The sequence below is a fragment of the Tenacibaculum aquaeponti genome (assembly GCF_052084715.1).
Lineage (GTDB): Bacteria > Bacteroidota > Bacteroidia > Flavobacteriales > Flavobacteriaceae > Polaribacter.
The window spans coordinates 3,030,499-3,048,276 of sequence record NZ_CP197288.1 but is presented as its reverse complement, the minus strand read 5'-3'; the positions used below and the strand labels follow the sequence as shown (position 1 = coordinate 3,048,276).

Sequence of the window (17,778 nt, the reverse complement as noted above, 5' to 3'; positions counted from 1 at the left end):
GTTTTATTTTTTTGTTAATCGTAAAATATCTCCGAATACACCACGTGCTGTAACTTCTGCTCCAGCTCCAGCTCCTTGAATAACCAACGGTTGATCTCCATAAGATTCTGTATAAATTTCAAATATAGCATCAGATCCTTTTAAGCTTCCAAGTGGCGTATCTTTAGCTACAGAAACTAATTTCACATCTAATTTTCCTTTATTTTGTTGTAAGTCTCCATGTAAATCTCCGATGTATCTTAACACATGATTTTCTTTTTGATCTAACTTTTCTTCAGTGTAATACGGATCTAACTTTGTAGTATTTGATAAGAAATCTTCAACACTTCCAGATCTTAGTTCTTCTGGAATTAAATTCTGAATTTGAATATCTTCAAACTCATTTTCTAAATCTAATTCTCTAGCTAGAATTAAAAGCTTTCGGGCTACATCATTACCACATAAATCTTCTCTAGGATCTGGCTCAGTATATCCATTTTTAATAGCTTCGGATAATACTTCTGAAAATGTAGTTTCTTCTTCAGAAAATGTATTAAAAATAAAACTTAATGACCCTGAGAAAACTCCTCTAATTCTCGTTATATTTTCTCCTGAATCGTGTAATAATTTTATTGTATCAATTAATGGCAACCCTGCTCCTACATTTGTTTCGTAGAGATATGTTTTTTTGTTTTCTTCTAAAACATCTCGTAATTCTTTATAGAAAGAATGTGCAACTGTATTTGCTATTTTGTTGGATGAAACCAAATCGAAACCTGCTTTTACTAGAGGAATATAATTGTGTACAAAATCTTTACTGGCCGTATTATCAACAGCGATTAAGTTTTCTAAATGATGTGCTTTTGCAAAGTTTATTACTTCTTCTATATTGTTACTTGTATCGCTATTATCCAGATTATCTTTCCAGTTTTTATCTACTCCATTTTTACTTAACAATACATTTTTAGAATTGGCTACAGCAAAAATATTTAACTGAACTTTTCTTCTTTCTAAGATGTTTTTTGCGCTTGCTAAAATTTGTTCAATTAAGGTTCCACCAACTAAACCTTTTCCAAAAATTGCAATATTTATTTTCTTTGCTACTCCGAAAACTTGACCGTGAATTACATTAACAGCTTTGTGCAATTCTTCCTTTTTTACTACCAAACTCACATTCTTCCCAGAGATTGTATTATTGAATAATAATGGAACAATTTGATTCTGAATTAAAGCATTGTATGGTAAATGGAATTCACTAAGATCTTGACCAATAATTGAAATAACAGCAACATTATTCACTATTGTGATTTGATTAACATCTTTAGTAATTAAGTCTTGTGCAAATTCTTGTTCTAAAGCTTTAACTGCTAATTCTGATTTTTCTTTATCAACCACCAATCCAATTCCTCTTTCGGAAGAACCTTGAGAAATAATACTAACGCTTATTCCATGATTTCCTAAAGATTTAAAAATACGTGCATCAACTCCGATTTTACCTAACAAACCTCTTCCTTCAAAATTTATTAAAGCTACATTTTCTAATACTGAAATTGACTTTATTCCTTTAGTCTTACTCTTTGAAGTAATTAAAGTCCCATCATCCTTAGGATTAAACGTATTTAAAATTCTAAGATTTATATTCTTTTCTATTAACGGAATAATTGTTTTTGCATGCAGAATATTCGCTCCGAAATTTGCTAACTCATTAGCTTCAGAAAATGAAAGTTCTTCAATCTTTTTAGCTTCACTAACCAAATCTGGATTTGCCGTAAAAATTCCATCAACATGAGTATAATTCTGTAACTCTTCTGCATCTAAATAATTTGCCAATAAAGACGCTGTATAATTACTTCCATTTCTACCTAAAGTAGTAGTTTCATTCTTTAAGTTTGACGCGATAAAACCAGAAACAATATTTACTGTACTTCCATTATGTTCTTTGAAATGATTTACAACATTCTCTTTAGAAAGTGTATCTATAGGTTGTGCATTTCCGAAACTTTCATCAGTTTTTAGTAAAATTCTAGCATCTGTTGCATGAGCTGGAATTCCTCTTTGCTGTAATAATTCTGTTACTGTTTTTATAGAAATTAACTCACCTTGTGCTAAAACCTCGTCTTTTGTTTTGTTACTGTAATCACCTAATAAGCTTACACCTTCAAACAATTTTTCTAATTTTTGAAACTCGTTAGAAAAATCTAATAATGGTGTAATTTTAGTTTGTTCGTATTTAAAAGCTTCTAATTGCTCTTGATAGGTTTCACTTTTTGAGGCACTTTCAAGAATTGATTCTAACTCATTTGTAGCATTTCCTCTAGCAGAAACAACAACAGCGATATGCTCTCCTTTATTTATTTTATTTTCTATAATATTGATGACATTATCAATTCCTTGATTTGATAATGATTTCCCTCCAAATTTTAAAACTTTCATCTTTTTAGCTTTAGAACTTTCTTTAAAAATTGATCCGAATATTTTTTCTAGCTGTTCATATTCAATTAAAAACGCATCGTGTCCGTGTACTGAATTAATTTCATTGTACGTTACATTAGGATGTTTTTGTGCTAACTTTTTATGCGTTTCTCTATTTTCTTCCGCAGTAAAAAACAAATCAGAATCCACTCCAATAATGTGAATATTAGCTTTAATGTTTTCTAAAATATCTTCTGTGTTTTTACCTTGAGTTACATCAATCGTTTTTAACAACTGATTCATTAATTTATATGAAGCCAATTGATAACGCTCTTGTAATTTTTTCCCATGATGTAACAACCAACTTTCTACATTAAAAATTTGTAAACTCTCGTTTTTACTTCTTTGAAATCGTTGTTTAAACGAGGCTGGTGTTCGATAACATAACATCGCATGAATTCTAGCATCGTGAACTGGGTTTTTAGAATTGGTTAAAAACAATTCTTGAATTTGACAATTGGCAATTAACCAATCTGTAGATTTCCAATCTGTTGCTATAGGAATTAAATGTTCTGTTATTTCTGGTTGTAAAACTGCCATTTCCCAAGCAATTCCACCTCCTAAAGACCCCCCAATTAGAGCAAAAAGTTTTTCTATATTCAACTCTTTTAAACCTTGAATAAAGATTTGAGCGACATCTCTTGCTATAAAACTTTTATACTCATCAATTAAAAAATCGTCATAGCCATTACCTGGAATATTGAAACATAAAATGGTATACTTATTTGTATCAATAATTTTATGCTCACCAATTATGTCTTTCCACCAACCGTCTTCTCCAGCAACATTACTATTTCCTGTTAACGCATGATTTACTAAAATCACTGGTGCTTCATGAAGTGATTGTCCAAAAAGCTGGTAAGACAAACGAATTGGTATTGTCTTACCACTTTCTGTGATATAACTAGGTAAATTAATATGGCCTAATGTGTGCATTGTACTATGAACTTAGAAACAAATTATTCTTGAACTACTAACTGATTTACAGCTTTAAAAGCTTCTTTTAAATCAGATTTTAAATCTTCTACATTTTCTAATCCTACTGAAAGTCGAATTAAATCTTGTGTTACTCCTGTTGCTTCTTGTTCATCATCATTCAACTGCTGATGTGTTGTACTTGCTGGATGAATTATTAAAGACTTTGTATCTCCAATATTTGCTAATAATGAGAATAACTTCGTGTTATCTGCTATAGTCTTTGCAGCTTCGTATCCTTTTTTAGCTCCGAATGTTACAATTCCACTTTGACCTTTTGGCAAATATTTATCAGCTAAAGCTTTGTATTTATTTCCTTCTAGACCTGGATAATTTACCCAAGCTACTTCATCTTGTTCTTGTAACCATTTTGCTAATTCTAATGCATTTTCACTATGCTTTTGAATTCTTACAGGTAAAGTTTCTAAACCTTGAATAATTTGAAATGCATTGGTTGGACTTAAAGCTCCTCCAAAATCACGTAATCCTTCTAAAATTAATTTGAATGTAAATGATGCAGCTCCTAAAGTCTCGTAATACTTTAATCCGTGATAACCTGCTGAAGGCTCTGTAAATTCTGGAAACTTACCATTATCCCAATCAAAATTTCCTGCATCAACAATTACTCCACCAAGAGAATTTCCTTGTCCGCCAATGTATTTTGTTAAAGAATGAATAACAATGTTTGCACCGTATTCAATTGGATTCAGTAAAGATGGTGTAGCTACAGTATTATCAACAATAAAAGGAACTTTTGCCTTTTTAGCTTCAGAAGCAATATTTTCTAGATCTAATACATCTAACTTCGGATTTCCTAACGATTCAGCAAAAAATGCTCTTGTATTTTCTTGTACTGCTTTTCCAAAATTTTCAGGATCTGACGGATCTACAAAAGTGGTTGTAATTCCTAATCTTGGTAAAGTTACTTTCAGTAAATTATAGGTTCCTCCATACAAACTACTTGAAGCTACAATATGATCTCCAGCTCTTAATAACGTTAATAATCCTGTTGAGATTGCTGCTGTCCCCGAAGCAAAAACAACTGCACCTACTCCGCCTTCTAAAGCTGCTAAACGTTCTTGTAAAATTTGATTAGTTGGATTATTTAACCGTGTATAAATAAACCCTAATTCTTTTAATGAAAATAAATTAGCTGCATGATCTGCATTATTAAACACATATGAAGTGGTTTGATAAATAGGAACTGCTCTTGTTCCTCCTGTTTGTGTTACATCATGCCCGGCATGTAATGCATTTGTTTCGAATTGTAATGTACTCATTTTTCCTACTTTTTTGAGTTAATAAAAAATTAATCTAAAAAGTCAAACCACATCGTTTTACGATGCCGCATATAGAAAAATGTTATTAAGAAAAAATAAGAAGTTTCATTAAGTTAGTAGAAACTCTATTTTTGTTATCTATCCCGATATTTTTGGGTAGAATTTAGCACCTTCTTTGATTGAACAAAGGGTTGCTAAGGTTTCACAGGGTCTATTCCCTCCACCTTTCTTGATAACATTATCGATAAGTGTTTGAACTTTACGTTTGCAAATATTCAATCATAAAAACTTAAAATCCAAATTTTTTAATACTTTTTTACAAAAAAACTATTTTAGTTTAAATTTCATAAGCAACGGCAGGTGATCTGAAACTTGTCCGAATTCCTTTAAAACTCTAGCTTCTAAAGGAATTATATTTTTTGAAGTATAAAAAATATAATCTAATCTTTTGGTTGGTTTATCACTATCAAAAGTAAATTCATAATTTTCATCAGAAAAAGCTGCATTTCCTATATTAGGTATATTTAAAATATCATTTATAGCTGCATCTTTAAAACTTGGATCACTATTGAAATCTCCAAGTAAAATTGTTGGATAATTCTCAGCGTATTTTTTAAATAATTCTACAACTTTTTTCATATGATTAACACGTGTGTCTTTATCAAAAGCTTCTAGATGAACATTTAAAATGACAACTTCTTTTCCTTTAATTTCTGCAGTTACTACTTGTACAAGCCTATCTAAATAAAAAGCATCTCTATAAAATGGGTTATTAGGTACTCTTTCCAAAACAATTCTTGAGTAGTTTTTCAATTTATTTTTACTTAAAATTGATTGACCAGACAATACTTTCCCGAAATTTACACTTGGTAAACCATAAGGAAAAGGAACGTAATTTTTATCCCAATTTATAGCTCTTGCAATGTATTTGTATCCTAATTTAGCTATCTCTTCTTCTTGATTTACTCTAAAAGAACGACCTGAATTATAATCAATTTCTTGAAAAGCTATAATATCTGGATTCAAATTTTTAAACTCTTGTACTGCTTTATTTAAATTTTGAGTAAAAAAATCCTTTGTTTTTGCTATTGGTTTGTTATTAGTCATTCCACTTAAATAACCAATATTATATGTAATTATACTGTGTATTGAATCATTTTCAAATTTGGTTTCATAAGTATTTGTCAGTAGCTTCTCATAATCTTCTTTGTTTAAAGAAGCACTAGAACCCCAGAAGTAAAAAACTACAAATAATATTAACAATACCGTTAATATTTTTACTAATACTGAAATTACTCTTTTATAAATTGGTTTACTCATCTTGTTTCTTATAAAGGACGACTAATATACATATAAAGTTTTTTTACTCTAGGATTAAACCTTTTTAAAAAAGGTTAGTCATAAAAGTATTAATAATTTTCTTAAAAAGATATGAAGAAAGCAATAACACTAGCACTAGTTTTTGGTTTAATATTAACTAGTTATGCTCAAAAGAAAAAAAGAAGAGGTGATGATTTTTCTGTTGAACAAAAAACAGAATTAGCCCTAAAAGAGATGACTTTACGACTGGATTTATCTGAACGTCAACAAAATAAAATCCGACCAATTTTAGCTAAGAAGATTTCTAAACGTATGGAGTTTAAAAAACAACATAAAAAAAGAAGAAAAGAAGCTACAAAACTAAGCAAAGAAGAACGTTATGAAAGAAAAATGGCTCATTTAGATAGTAAAATTGCTTTTAAAAATTCAATGAAAGAAATCTTAAACAGTAAACAATATGAGCGATTTGAAAAGATGAATGGTAGACGAGCTCATAAAATGAAGAGAAAAATGAAGATGAAAAAAAGAAAAAGGCATGAAAAGCAAATGAATGCTCCTGAAAGAGCATAGTAGTTTGATAATTGGTTTTTAGTAAAACCCCAATTCATTACTGAATTGGGGTTTGTTTTTTAACTTTCTCCATTTAAGACTTTCCATTCACCATTTTCTCGATATGTATTTACTTTATCTAAGGTTCTTCTACCATCAGGGAAAGTACAATACTCAGTTACTAAACAGTGATCGTCTGATTTAAATTCTCTTCTAAATGCTCTTTTAACATTATTAAAATCTGGCATTCCGTTTTCTTGCATATGCTGTACAAAAGACAATTCTATAACTTCAGCTGTTTTATCTAAAATTTCGTCATCCATTGGAAGATTTGTCATATTACCTAACATAAACTCAGCTTCTTTTCTAAAGTTCTTACAAGTTAAAGCTTTAGATAAATTATTTTCATTATAAGCTTCTTCAATAGATAAAATCGCCCCTTCAGGAGTATTAAAATCTACTGGAAAATGATCTTCGCCTTCATCTATAATCATTCCTAAACTTTGATCAAAATCAGGAAGCTCCTCTTCTGAAAGTCCATCACGAATTGCTCTAATTGTATAACCTCCAATTAAACGAGCATTCTCAATAATCATCCAATCTGAAACTTCATTTTCAGCAACTCCAATTTTTTGCCCTAAAGAAACATTAGAAATATCTGCAGGTTCATTTCCTACAACACCGTAAATATTTCCATCATCATCATAACTAGGTTCACCTAACCAAATATGTTCGATAATACCATTCTCTTCGATCTTAGCTTTTACTGAAAAATATAATTGATCTTCTCTTGGTTCAGTTATAGAAGATTTAAAATAATGAAGTGTTAATCTTGCTTTTTCCATTGCCCAATTCATTCTATCATCTTCATCTGCTATGTAATGAACATCTGGTTGATCTTCTCTTTCTAGAACTACTTTTTCTTTTTCGTTTTTCTTTCCGAATAGCTTTTTAAAAATCCCCATTGCTGTTATTTAATTGTTTACTGATTATTTTCTGTAAGATAAGAAAAAGTACAATGCAGAATTTATTATTTTCTATTCTTTGAACCAACTTGCATATTTCACATAATTGTTAGCAATTCTATCTACTTCATCCGAAGTTAATTCCGGAGAAATATCTTTTACTTTTTTCGCAGGAACTCCAGCGTAAATACTTCCGCTTTTTACGTGGGTGTTTTTAGTAACTACTGCACCGGCTGCAATAATAGTATTACTTTCTATTACACAGTCATCCATAATAATACTTCCCATACCTACTAAAACATTATCATGAATTGTACAACCATGTACAATTGCATTATGTCCTATAGATACATTATTTCCAATTGTTGTTGGAGATTTTTCATATGTTGCGTGAATTACTGCTCCGTCTTGAACATTCACTTTATTTCCCATTTTTATAAAGTGAACATCTCCTCTAATTACGGCATTAAACCAAACACTACATTGTTCTCCCATTGTTACTTCTCCTACAATAGTTGCATTTTCTGCTACAAAACAATCTTTTGGTATTTGAGGCTCTTTACCTCTTACGGATTTTATTATTGGCATTTTATAATCTTAAGCTTATTATTATTCCATTCAACTATTTTAAACTTTTTCTTCTCTCTGACAACTTTATTCTCTCTCCATGGCCATTTAGTGATTTCAAAATCAATTGTTATTAAATTTCTTTCTAATTTATAACTATGAACTCTTTTTTTAGGTTCACCAACAGGACAGAATACGTTATTTGTATATAAAACTATACCATTCTTTTTAAACCTTATTTTTTCTCCAAATAAATTCTTTTTCTTCTTTTTTAAAATTTTAGATTCACTTAACCCTTCGTAATTAATATCCGGCTTTTCCTTAGGCAAAAAATAAATTGAATCATTTTCAAACCAATGAGAGATTTTCCAGTCTTTTCCTGTTAAAACTTTTAATGAATCTAGCTCTTGAGATTCACAGAAAAAAACCGTTAATAAAATAAATAGTGTACTTATTTTAATCATTTAAAATACGCTAATAAATTTCCTTTCTTAGAAGCAGAAACTAACACTTCCTTTCCGTTAATTAACTCTACACTTCCTCCTTTTCCTTTTTTATACTTTGTGATATGATTTATGTTTACCATATAAGATTTATGAATTCTAGCGAAAGGATATTCTTTTAAAACTTCTTCGAAATGTTTTAAAGTTTTACTAACTATTTTCTTAGAGTTTGAAAAATGAATTTCTGTGTAGTTATCATCTGCTTTACAAAAAATAATATCTTCTACATTAATTACTTCAAAACCATCTTGAAGTGGAATGGTAATTTTTCCTTTTATTGTTGTAGTTGGAGTTAAAATTTTATTCTGTAATTGATTTTCTTTTTCTTTTATTTCTAATACTAAATTCACAGATTTAATTAACTCATCAATAGAAATTGGTTTTAGTAAATAATATGTTGCTTGATTATTTAATGCTTCAATTGCATAATGGTCGTAAGCAGTTACAAAAATAGTTTCGAAAGTTTTATCTTCTACCTTCTCTAACAAATCAAAACCATTACCAAAAGGCATTTCAACGTCTAAAAAAACAAGATCTAATTCATGTTGTTGAATCAATTCATAGGCTTCTTCAATATTACTCGCCTCTCCCATTAACTCGATACTTGGGCAATATTTTTTTACATAATTCTTAAGAATTTCTCTACTGATTTGCTCATCTTCAACAATAATAGTTTTTAATTTCATAACTTATTTTTTTAGGGTTAGTTCTACTTTAGTTCCACTTCCGTCTTCTAAAAGATCTGTTATAATTACATCTACTTTATCTTGGTACATATCATTTAAAATAGCTATTCTATTTTTAATTGTACTCATTCCTTTAGATTTTTGTTTTAATTGATTTTTCGTCTTCATTTCTAAGGATCTTTTCCTTCCTATTCCATCATCTTCAATAACAATAGTAACTGAATTATAATCTTTCTTTTTAATTGCTATAGTTAAATTTCCTTTCTCTTTTTTATAACGTAAACCATGCCATATTGCATTTTCTATGTAAGGTTGTAATAACATTGGTGGTATTTGAAATTCTTCTAAATTTATTGCTTTATCAACATTTATTGTATAATCGAATTTATCTCTAAATCGATTGTGTTCTAATTTTACATAAAGCTCTAATAATTCTATTTCCTTTGTAAAAGGGATAAAATCTTCATCTGAATTCTCTAATACGGAACGCATTAAAGCTGAAAATTCTGACAAATATCTGTTCGCATTTCTCTCATCATTTACTGCTATAAAACTATTTACAGAATTTAATGCATTAAATATAAAATGTGGATTCATTTGTGAACGCATGGATTTTAAAGCCAATAAGTTATTTGCTAACTGTTGTTTTTGATTTGCTCTATGCTTATAAAAAGTTAATAAAGTCATTAAAATTAAACTTCCCACTAAGGAATAAATTACAATTAACTGTGTTTTACTTTTGGCTTTAGTTAATTGTTCCTCTTTTATTGCTAAACTTACTTTATTATCTGAAAGCTCATTATTTCTTTCTAGCACTGTTATTCTACTTTGATAATCAGAAATTTTTTTAGTTAATCTTTTTGCCTGATAAATTTCTTGCTCTTTTCTAATATATAATGAATCTACAATATCAACATAATTTCTATAGGTTTGAATTGCTTTTACATGTTGACCAACTGTAGCGTATACTTCTGACAACTTTCTAGTTGCATGTTTTTGAACTTCTAGGTCTTCTTTTTTACCAGCTTCTTCAACACTCTTTTCTAAATATTCAATAGCTTCTGTATAATTTTCTTTTTGAACATAAGCATTACCTATTTTATAATTCAGTTTTTGAGAAGTTAGTGAATCTGTATTCTCTTCGTTTTTTTCATCTCCTTTAGGTATAGAAAATGATAAACTACCTAAATCATCTGCTCTACCTTTAAAATTAGCTTTATCTACACTTTTTAACAATTCTTTTCTTAACTTAATTTCATTGTCATACTGCCTAGTTTCATTATAAAAATCTGCAACTTCTTGCTGTATTTTTAACGCAGGTTCTTTAGGAAGGTCTGATGCTTCTCTAAGCGTATTTAATGTTATTGTATTAGCTTCTCTTAAATTCCCTTCTTTAGCGTAAATATTTGCCAATTTAGTATTCAAATCTAACGTTTCATTATCTATAGATTTATTTTTAGCTAATTCTAAAGCTCTTTCATAATACTTCTTTGCCTCTTTATCTTTATTCTGTTGAGCTAATGCATCTCCCAATCCTTCTAAAACCTGAATTTTATCGTAATTACTTAAGTTTTCATTTTCTAGTAATTTATATGATGTTTCACTATCTTCATACTTTTTAGCTAAAAACTGAGTTTTTGCTAATTGCAACCTTGTTTCGAGTTTATCAAAAATTTGTAATGATATTTTGTAATTACTTATTGCAATATCGTACTGTTTCCAAAAAAAATAAATATCTCCTAAAACTTTATACGTGTTTGCATTTCTCTTTTTAGATTCATTTGCTTCTAAAGCCTCTTCAATAAAAGAAATACTTCTATCTAAGTTTTTCTCTTTATAATACAGCGCAGAATCCATGATTTGTTTGTAATCTTTTGATATCGCTTTTCTTTTTAAAAATTTTCGCGAACTATATTTCGTTTTCTCTCTTTTAGAATAACGAGGATTATCTCTAACCTCTATAGTAATATCATCTTTTACATCTATAGTTTTTCGAACTGTTTCAAAATCTGGATGCCTTACAACTAGTTCATCTTTAATTCTAGCTTTTAAACGGTAATACCCATTGATGTCGCTTATAGAAGTCGTAAATGCATTTATACTAACTTGAGCATTTCTTATGTATTCATTATTTTCAGTATCGAAAATTCTTACTCTTAATTCAAACCCGCCTCCTTTATCCAATACTGGTCCCTGAGATTTTACTTTCAAGGCACTTAGCGTTAATATGATAAATGCTATATAATATTTTAATTTCACTTTCAATTCCTCTTAATAAATAGTATGTAAACTTATCACCAAAAAATCAATAAAAAAAATGGACTAAGTTGCATTTTACACTTAAAACAACCTAAAAAGTAAGCTTTACTCAATTTATGAAACCATTCACTAAACAAAAACGACATTTTACTCATATTCATTTTTTTTCGAAAAATGTTGCTTCTAATTTTGGCTACAGAATTTAATGAGTTATGAAAAGAGTATTATTTATTGTTTTAATTTTTGTTTCTTCTATTAGTTTTTCTCAATCCAATAATGAAGTTAAACCTTTTATTGAAGTTACTGGAGTTGCTGAAAAAGAAGTAATTCCTAATGAAATTTATTTAGATGTGCCAGTTGAAGAACGCATTGAGAAAGGAAAGAAAATCACTATTCAAGAAATTGAGACTGAATTAAAAAAAGGATTACAATCTTGTGGAATTCCAGAGGAAAATTTATCGATTTCCAATTTAAACTCAAAACTTGTAAAAACAGGATGGTGGAATAAAGAAATATTAGCTACCGCTGATTATGAGTTGAAAATTAATGACGCTAATATACTAAAAGATCTTTTTGAAATATTCGAGCGTTTAAAAATAAAAAACGCAAGAATAACTAAAGCTTCTCATGATAAAATTGAAAAGATCAGAAAAGAAGTTCGGATTTCGGCTATAAAGGCAGCTAAAGAAAAAGCCGATTATTTATTAAATGCTATTGGTGAAAACACTGGAAAGTCTTTAATTGTAAGAGATGTAGGAAATCAACAAATTAATAATTTTTCATTCGCGAATGTGGCATATAAACAAAACAAGTTAATGTCTAGAGACGTAAAAATGAAACAAGGAAATATTCAATTTCAAAATATTAAGATTTCATCTAGCATATATGTAAAATTTGAAATCAAATAAATGAGGGGAAAAAGTGACGTATAAAGAGTAGCAATTGTTACTCTTTTTTTTATTTCTTTAAAATTAATTCTTGTCCAATACTTAATGAATTCCCTTTTAAGCCGTTTAATTCTTTTAAAGACTTTACAGATGTTTTAAACTTTCTAGCAATAGAATATAAAGTATCTCCTTTTATCACTTTATAAAAAAATCGAGTATTGGTATCATCTTGAACTATTGTAGTTGTATCCACCTTATTTTCAATCGGTTTAATAGGTTTATACGTCTCTCTATCGTATTTTGTTAGATCGTACTTTTTAATTAATGCAATTAATTTCTGAGGATACTTTTTATCCGTTGCATAACCTGCTCTTTTCAATCCGTAAGCCCAACCTTTGTAATCTGTAGTTCTTAATTTGAATAATTTTGAATATCGTTTTCTTGATGTTAAAAATTTAGAATGATCCTCATAAGATTTTTCCGGATGTACATATTTTCTAAAACATTCTGCTATTCTATCATCATCGTGAGTTACACTTTTTCCTTTCCAACCACGGTGACATTTAATTCCAAAATGATTATTAGAACGTATTGCTAAATTACTTCTTCCACTACCAGATTCTAGAATTCCTTGAGCTAGAGTTATACTTGCAGGAATTTTATATTTGTGCATTTCTCTTACTGCTATTGGAGCAAATTTTGCTACATAATCTTTAGTCGTTTTAACAATACTTTCGTAAGATTTTTTTTTCTCTTTGTTTGGCGTTACCGTAGGTATACCTGTACGATTATTTATCTCATGATCTTCTACTACAACAGGCTTTTGTGGAGTTCTATTTATAACTTGTTTTTTCGACCCACAACTAGACAACATGAATATTGTTATACACAGTAAAAAAAATCTCAACTTCATTTACACCTTTATTAAATCTATATTTTTCTTTTGTAGTTTCTTATTAAATCCATCAATCCCTTGTAAACCTCCTGTATGAATTACTAAAATTTTACTTCCTTTTTCAAATTTATTTTTTGTAATCATATCAACAATTCCGTAAAGCATTTTTCCTGTATAAATAGGATCTAAAGGAATTTCGGTTTCTAATTTAAATCGATTTATAAAGTTTATTAATTCTTTATTGAATTTACCATATCCACCAAAATGATAATCAGTATTTAAACTCCAACAGTTACTTTTTGTAAACTTAACAATTTCGTTTTTCAAAAAATCACCTTTTAAAGCCGGAAATCCTATTATCTTTTGATTTTTATTTGCTGCATTTATCAAACCTGCAATTGTTCCTCCTGTACCAACAGCTGTACAAATATAGTCGATTTTTTGATCTTCAGTTGACAATATTTCTTCACAACCTTTCACTGCCAAACTGTTAGTTCCTCCTTCAGGAACTAAATAAAAATCACCATACTTTTCTTTTAAATTATCTATAAAACTTGCATCGTTTTTATTTCTGTAAGCTTCTCTAGTAATAAACTCGAATTGCATTCTGTTAGTATAAGCTACATGTAAGGTTTTATTCTCTTTTAATACTTTATTGAGATTATCAGCTAACTCTTGCCCTCTAATAATCCCAATAGTTTTAATATTACTTAAATTACCTGCAACTGCTGTAGCTACAATATGATTAGAATAAGCGCCTCCAAAAGTTACAATAGTTTTCTTTTGCAAACGCTTAGCTTCTAAAATGTTATATTTTAATTTTCTGAATTTATTTCCTGATACATATTGATGAATTTTATCTTCTCTTTTCATCCATAATTCAACATCAGTATTTTTTAATTCTTCAAGAAATACTTGCTGATTTTCAGTAATAAACTCTTTATCGAACATATTATTCAAACTCTTTTTCTAACCATTCTATAAATGATTTCATTTTTTCCTCGTTATTATCTAACCAAATTTTAGATTTCGTATCTAATTGAGTAATAAACTTACAATAAGTTTCTATATGCTCACTATTACCAATCTTACTAAACATAGGAACATAAAAATTCCACCAAACACTTTCTTTATTCTTCTTGTCGGCAAACTCACCTAACATTTTAAATAAACTTTCGGTATTTTCTACAAATAACTCGCTTTCACTTTTACTTTTGTTTTCTTCTAAATTTTTAGAAGCTTCCATCATAGAAATCATTAACTCAATAGCACTAAATTCTGAATTTAAATTCGGATTTAAGTTAATTGTTACATCTTTTCCGTTATCACTTTTTTTAACACCACTCTTTAAATTTTCTTTTAAAATATCGTAAATCTCACTAGCTCTTATTGTTTCTGGTTCAACTAATAAAAAATAATAACTAGCTAATAACGTTGGAATTCTTTTTTGATTGAAGTGGTTAATTTTTGCTAAATAAAAATGGCTTGAACCATGAAAAGGGTTATTCTGCACAGCTTCTTTAAAATGTACTTCTGCCTTATCAGTTTCATTCATTTTTAAATGGTTAATAGCTAAATTGAAATGTAATAAATAATGATCTCCTAGTTTTTCTATTGCTTCTTCAAAAACCTTTATCGATTTTTTACTTTTACCCATCATATCTAAAGCATTTCCTTTATTAATGTAAGCTGGTAAAAGATGTTTCTTTCCTTTCTTTAAAATTTTATTACAATACTTTACAGTGTTTTTATAATCTTTTAAACTAAAATATGAAAGTGAAATCTCATAAAGCGCTAATTCAGATTTGGGTTGAAGTTCCAATGCTTTTTCATAAAACTCAATGGCTTCTTTATATTTTCCTTTATCGTGATTAGCAATTCCAACTTCCATTAATTTTTTAAAATCATCTCCTTCCTGTGCACTAACAGCAAATGTGCATAACAATAAAATTAAAATAATCTTTCTCATAGTTCTATTTATTTAATTTAGTTTAAAAATCAGATATCTTCTCTTCAACTTCTTCCCATTCTATCATTAAATCATCTAGTTTATTTTTCTTTGCTTTATATTCTTCAAAGAAATTTGGTCTTGCAGAAACTTCATCGTAATTCTGTGCTAACTCTAAATCTATTGCTTCAATTTCAGCTTCTAAATCAGCTATTAAATTTTCTACTTTAGATGATCTATTTTTTAATTTTCTCAGTTCTTTCTCTTCTTCTTTAGATAATTTATACGCTTCTTTTTTACTTGTCGATTTCTCTTCTTTTACAACTGTTTTCTTTTCAGCTTCACGTAAGCTTTCCATTTTATGTTGTTCTAAGAAATAATCAATTCCTCCTAAATATTTTTTAATTTCTTTATCCTTGAAACCATAAACATTCGTTGCTAAACCTTGAAGAAAATCACGATCGTGCGATACTAAAATTAAGGTTCCTTTAAAATTCTTCAGAGCTTTCTTAAGAACATTTTTAGAAGCAATATCTAGGTGGTTTGTTGGCTCATCCATTATTAAAACATTAAAAGGTGTCATTAACAACCTACATAATGCTAATCGGTTTCTTTCTCCTCCAGATAGCACCTTTGCTTTTTTATCTACCGCTTCTCCTCCGAATAGAAAAGCTCCTAGCATATCTCTAACTTTTATTCTGTTGGTATCGTTAGCTGCTTCTTCAACAATTTCTAAAACTGTTTTTTCTGGAGGTAAATATTCAGATTGATTCTGAGCAAAATATCCAACTTCAACATTATGTCCTAACTTCAAACTTCCTTCAAAAGGAATTTCACCAACAATCATTTTTGCTAAAGTTGATTTCCCTTGTCCGTTTTGTCCTACAAAAGCAACTTTTGCATTTCTTTCAATCATTAAATTTACATCAGAGAGTACATGCTTGTCGCCATAACTTTTACTAACACCTTCAGCTTCTACAACAATTTTACCTGGCTCTTTAGAAACTTCAAAACGAACATTCATTACTGCATTTTCATCTTGATCTACTTCTATACGCTCAACTTTATCTAATTTTTTTATCAAAGATTGCGCCATAGATGCTTTACTAGCTTTTGCTCTAAATTTTTCTATGAGTTGCTCTGTTCTCTTGATTTCTTTCTCTTGATTTTTCTGAGCTTGTAATTGTTTTTCTTTAATATCTGCTCTTTGTTCTAAATATTTAGAATATGCTTTTTTGTAATCGTAAATCTGTCCTAAAGAAATTTCAATAGTTCTGTTTGTAACATTATCTAAAAACATTTTATCGTGAGATACAGTTACTATTGCTCCTGCATAACTTTTCAAGAAATCTTCTAGCCAAATGATCGATTCTATATCTAAATGGTTTGTTGGCTCATCTAACAATAAAATATCATTATTCTGCAATAATAACTTTGCTAACTCAATACGCATTCTCCAACCTCCAGAAAATGTATCCGTAAGTTTATCAAAATCTTCTCTTTGAAATCCTAAACCTTGAAGAATTTTTTCTGTATCTCCTTGATAATTATACCCTCCAATAAGTTCGTAACGTTCAGTGAGTTCATTTAAATCAATAATTAATTGATTATAACTTTCACTTTCGTAATCTGTACGCTCTGCTAATTGTTCATTAATTCTTTCTAATTTACCTTCTATTTCCTTAATTTCTTCAAAAGCTTGATATGCTTCTTCTAAAATTGTTCTTCCTTGAACAAAATCAATATCTTGACGTAGAAAACCAATACTAATATCTTTATCAAAAGCTAAAGTTCCTCCACTACTTTCAATATCTTTAGCAAGTACTTTTAATAATGTTGATTTTCCTGCTCCATTTTTACCAATGAGTCCTACTCTATCTCCTTTTATCAATTTAAAAGTAATACCTGAGAACAGATCTGTTCCCATAAAAGAAACGGTTAAATTATGTACGTTTAGCATTTATATTAGTAATTATAATTTCTTAATAAGTATATTTTATATGAATAACTATTAAGTCCTATTTATTTTTCGGAAATTTGTACAAACTTACAAAACTGTATTCGTACAACATCCCAAAATTACTACAATATGCTAGGCAAAGGTTCTAAATTAAATAGCATTTTAAACAATAAATGTCCAAGATGTCAAAAAGGTGATTTTTTTAAACACAAAGCATCGTTTAATATTAATAAAGTAACAACAATACATGAAAACTGTTCGAATTGTAATTTAAAATACATGATGGAGCCTTCTTTCTTTTTTGGCGCCATGTATGTAAATTACGCTTTAGCTGTAGCTTTATTTGTTGCTATTTTTATTATTTCGAAAGTATTTTTACAACAAACCATTTTAACAAGCTTTATTGCTGTTGTTATTATCTCTTTATTACTGACTCCTTTTACACTAAGGTTATCAAGAATAATTTGGATTAATTTATTCGTACATTACGACAAGAAATATTAATGATTACTCCTTCTTTTATTGTACTATAG

General features: G+C 28.8%; 15 protein-coding genes and 1 riboswitch. Of the genes, 3 read left to right on the top strand and 12 right to left on the bottom strand.

The window, feature by feature from the left end:
• Window positions 1-3 precede the first annotated feature (3 nt).
• The 3 genes from thrA to ACSIGC_RS13800 all read right to left on the bottom strand — a co-directional run bounded on the left by thrA (window position 4) and on the right by ACSIGC_RS13800 (window position 6,026).
• On the bottom strand, window positions 4-3,387 hold the full coding sequence (gene thrA / locus ACSIGC_RS13810; RefSeq protein ID WP_442265394.1) for a bifunctional aspartate kinase/homoserine dehydrogenase I: 3,384 nt from the start codon (window positions 3,385-3,387) through the stop codon (window positions 4-6).
• Between the two features lie 23 nt (window positions 3,388-3,410).
• The gene (locus tag ACSIGC_RS13805; protein ID WP_442265393.1) at window positions 3,411-4,706 is read right to left on the bottom strand and encodes an O-acetylhomoserine aminocarboxypropyltransferase/cysteine synthase family protein; all 1,296 of its coding nucleotides are present in this window, start codon (window positions 4,704-4,706) and stop codon (window positions 3,411-3,413) included.
• A gap of 131 nt (window positions 4,707-4,837) precedes the next feature.
• Window positions 4,838-4,945, bottom strand: a riboswitch (SAM riboswitch).
• A gap of 88 nt (window positions 4,946-5,033) precedes the next feature.
• The gene (locus ACSIGC_RS13800; protein ID WP_442265392.1) at window positions 5,034-6,026 is read right to left on the bottom strand and encodes an endonuclease/exonuclease/phosphatase family protein; all 993 of its coding nucleotides are present in this window, start codon (window positions 6,024-6,026) and stop codon (window positions 5,034-5,036) included.
• A gap of 111 nt (window positions 6,027-6,137) precedes the next feature.
• On the opposite strand from ACSIGC_RS13800, the gene ACSIGC_RS13795 reads away from it, so the two are divergent.
• Window positions 6,138-6,596 carry a hypothetical protein gene (locus ACSIGC_RS13795; protein ID WP_442265391.1) on the top strand — a complete coding sequence of 153 codons (459 nt, stop codon included), beginning with the start codon at window positions 6,138-6,140 and terminating at the stop codon, window positions 6,594-6,596.
• 59 nt (window positions 6,597-6,655) lie between these two features.
• Here the strand turns inward: ACSIGC_RS13795 and ACSIGC_RS13790 are convergent, their stop codons facing one another.
• From ACSIGC_RS13790 to ACSIGC_RS13770, 5 genes are all read right to left on the bottom strand, one after another.
• Window positions 6,656-7,540 carry a YegJ family protein gene (locus tag ACSIGC_RS13790; RefSeq protein WP_442265390.1) on the bottom strand — a complete coding sequence of 295 codons (885 nt, stop codon included), beginning with the start codon at window positions 7,538-7,540 and terminating at the stop codon, window positions 6,656-6,658.
• A gap of 72 nt (window positions 7,541-7,612) precedes the next feature.
• Entirely contained in the window at window positions 7,613-8,128 is a 516-nt protein-coding gene (locus ACSIGC_RS13785) for a gamma carbonic anhydrase family protein (RefSeq protein ID WP_442265389.1), read from the bottom strand.
• The gene (locus ACSIGC_RS13780) at window positions 8,119-8,571 is read right to left on the bottom strand and encodes a hypothetical protein (RefSeq protein WP_442265388.1); all 453 of its coding nucleotides are present in this window, start codon (window positions 8,569-8,571) and stop codon (window positions 8,119-8,121) included. Before ACSIGC_RS13780 ends, ACSIGC_RS13785 begins: the two co-directional genes overlap by 10 nt.
• Entirely contained in the window at window positions 8,568-9,296 is a 729-nt protein-coding gene (locus tag ACSIGC_RS13775) for a LytR/AlgR family response regulator transcription factor (protein ID WP_442265387.1), read from the bottom strand. Before ACSIGC_RS13775 ends, ACSIGC_RS13780 begins: the two co-directional genes overlap by 4 nt.
• Before the next feature lie 3 nt (window positions 9,297-9,299).
• Window positions 9,300-11,507, bottom strand: coding sequence for a histidine kinase (locus tag ACSIGC_RS13770; protein ID WP_442265386.1), 2,208 nt, complete (start codon window positions 11,505-11,507; stop codon window positions 9,300-9,302).
• Window positions 11,508-11,767: 260 nt separating this feature from the next.
• Between ACSIGC_RS13770 and ACSIGC_RS13765 the strand changes: the two genes are divergently transcribed.
• Complete coding sequence (locus ACSIGC_RS13765) at window positions 11,768-12,463, top strand: SIMPL domain-containing protein (protein WP_442265385.1); 696 nt, start codon at window positions 11,768-11,770, stop codon at window positions 12,461-12,463.
• A gap of 49 nt (window positions 12,464-12,512) precedes the next feature.
• On the opposite strand, the gene ACSIGC_RS13760 is transcribed toward ACSIGC_RS13765, so the two are convergent.
• The 4 genes from ACSIGC_RS13760 to ACSIGC_RS13745 are packed head-to-tail and all read right to left on the bottom strand — an operon-like array spanning window position 12,513 to window position 17,245.
• Window positions 12,513-13,316, bottom strand: a complete 804-nt coding sequence (locus tag ACSIGC_RS13760) for a glucosaminidase domain-containing protein (protein WP_442265384.1) — start codon at window positions 13,314-13,316, stop codon at window positions 12,513-12,515.
• Between the two features lie 39 nt (window positions 13,317-13,355).
• Entirely contained in the window at window positions 13,356-14,288 is a 933-nt protein-coding gene (locus tag ACSIGC_RS13755) for a 1-aminocyclopropane-1-carboxylate deaminase/D-cysteine desulfhydrase (RefSeq protein WP_442265383.1), read from the bottom strand.
• Between the two features lies 1 nt (window position 14,289).
• The gene (locus ACSIGC_RS13750; protein WP_442265382.1) at window positions 14,290-15,306 is read right to left on the bottom strand and encodes a tetratricopeptide repeat protein; all 1,017 of its coding nucleotides are present in this window, start codon (window positions 15,304-15,306) and stop codon (window positions 14,290-14,292) included.
• A gap of 22 nt (window positions 15,307-15,328) precedes the next feature.
• On the bottom strand, window positions 15,329-17,245 hold the full coding sequence (locus ACSIGC_RS13745) for an ABC-F family ATP-binding cassette domain-containing protein (protein ID WP_442265381.1): 1,917 nt from the start codon (window positions 17,243-17,245) through the stop codon (window positions 15,329-15,331).
• 129 nt (window positions 17,246-17,374) lie between these two features.
• On the opposite strand from ACSIGC_RS13745, the gene ACSIGC_RS13740 reads away from it, so the two are divergent.
• Complete coding sequence (locus ACSIGC_RS13740) at window positions 17,375-17,749, top strand: DUF983 domain-containing protein (protein WP_442265380.1); 375 nt, start codon at window positions 17,375-17,377, stop codon at window positions 17,747-17,749.
• The last annotated feature ends 29 nt before the right edge of the window (window positions 17,750-17,778 follow it).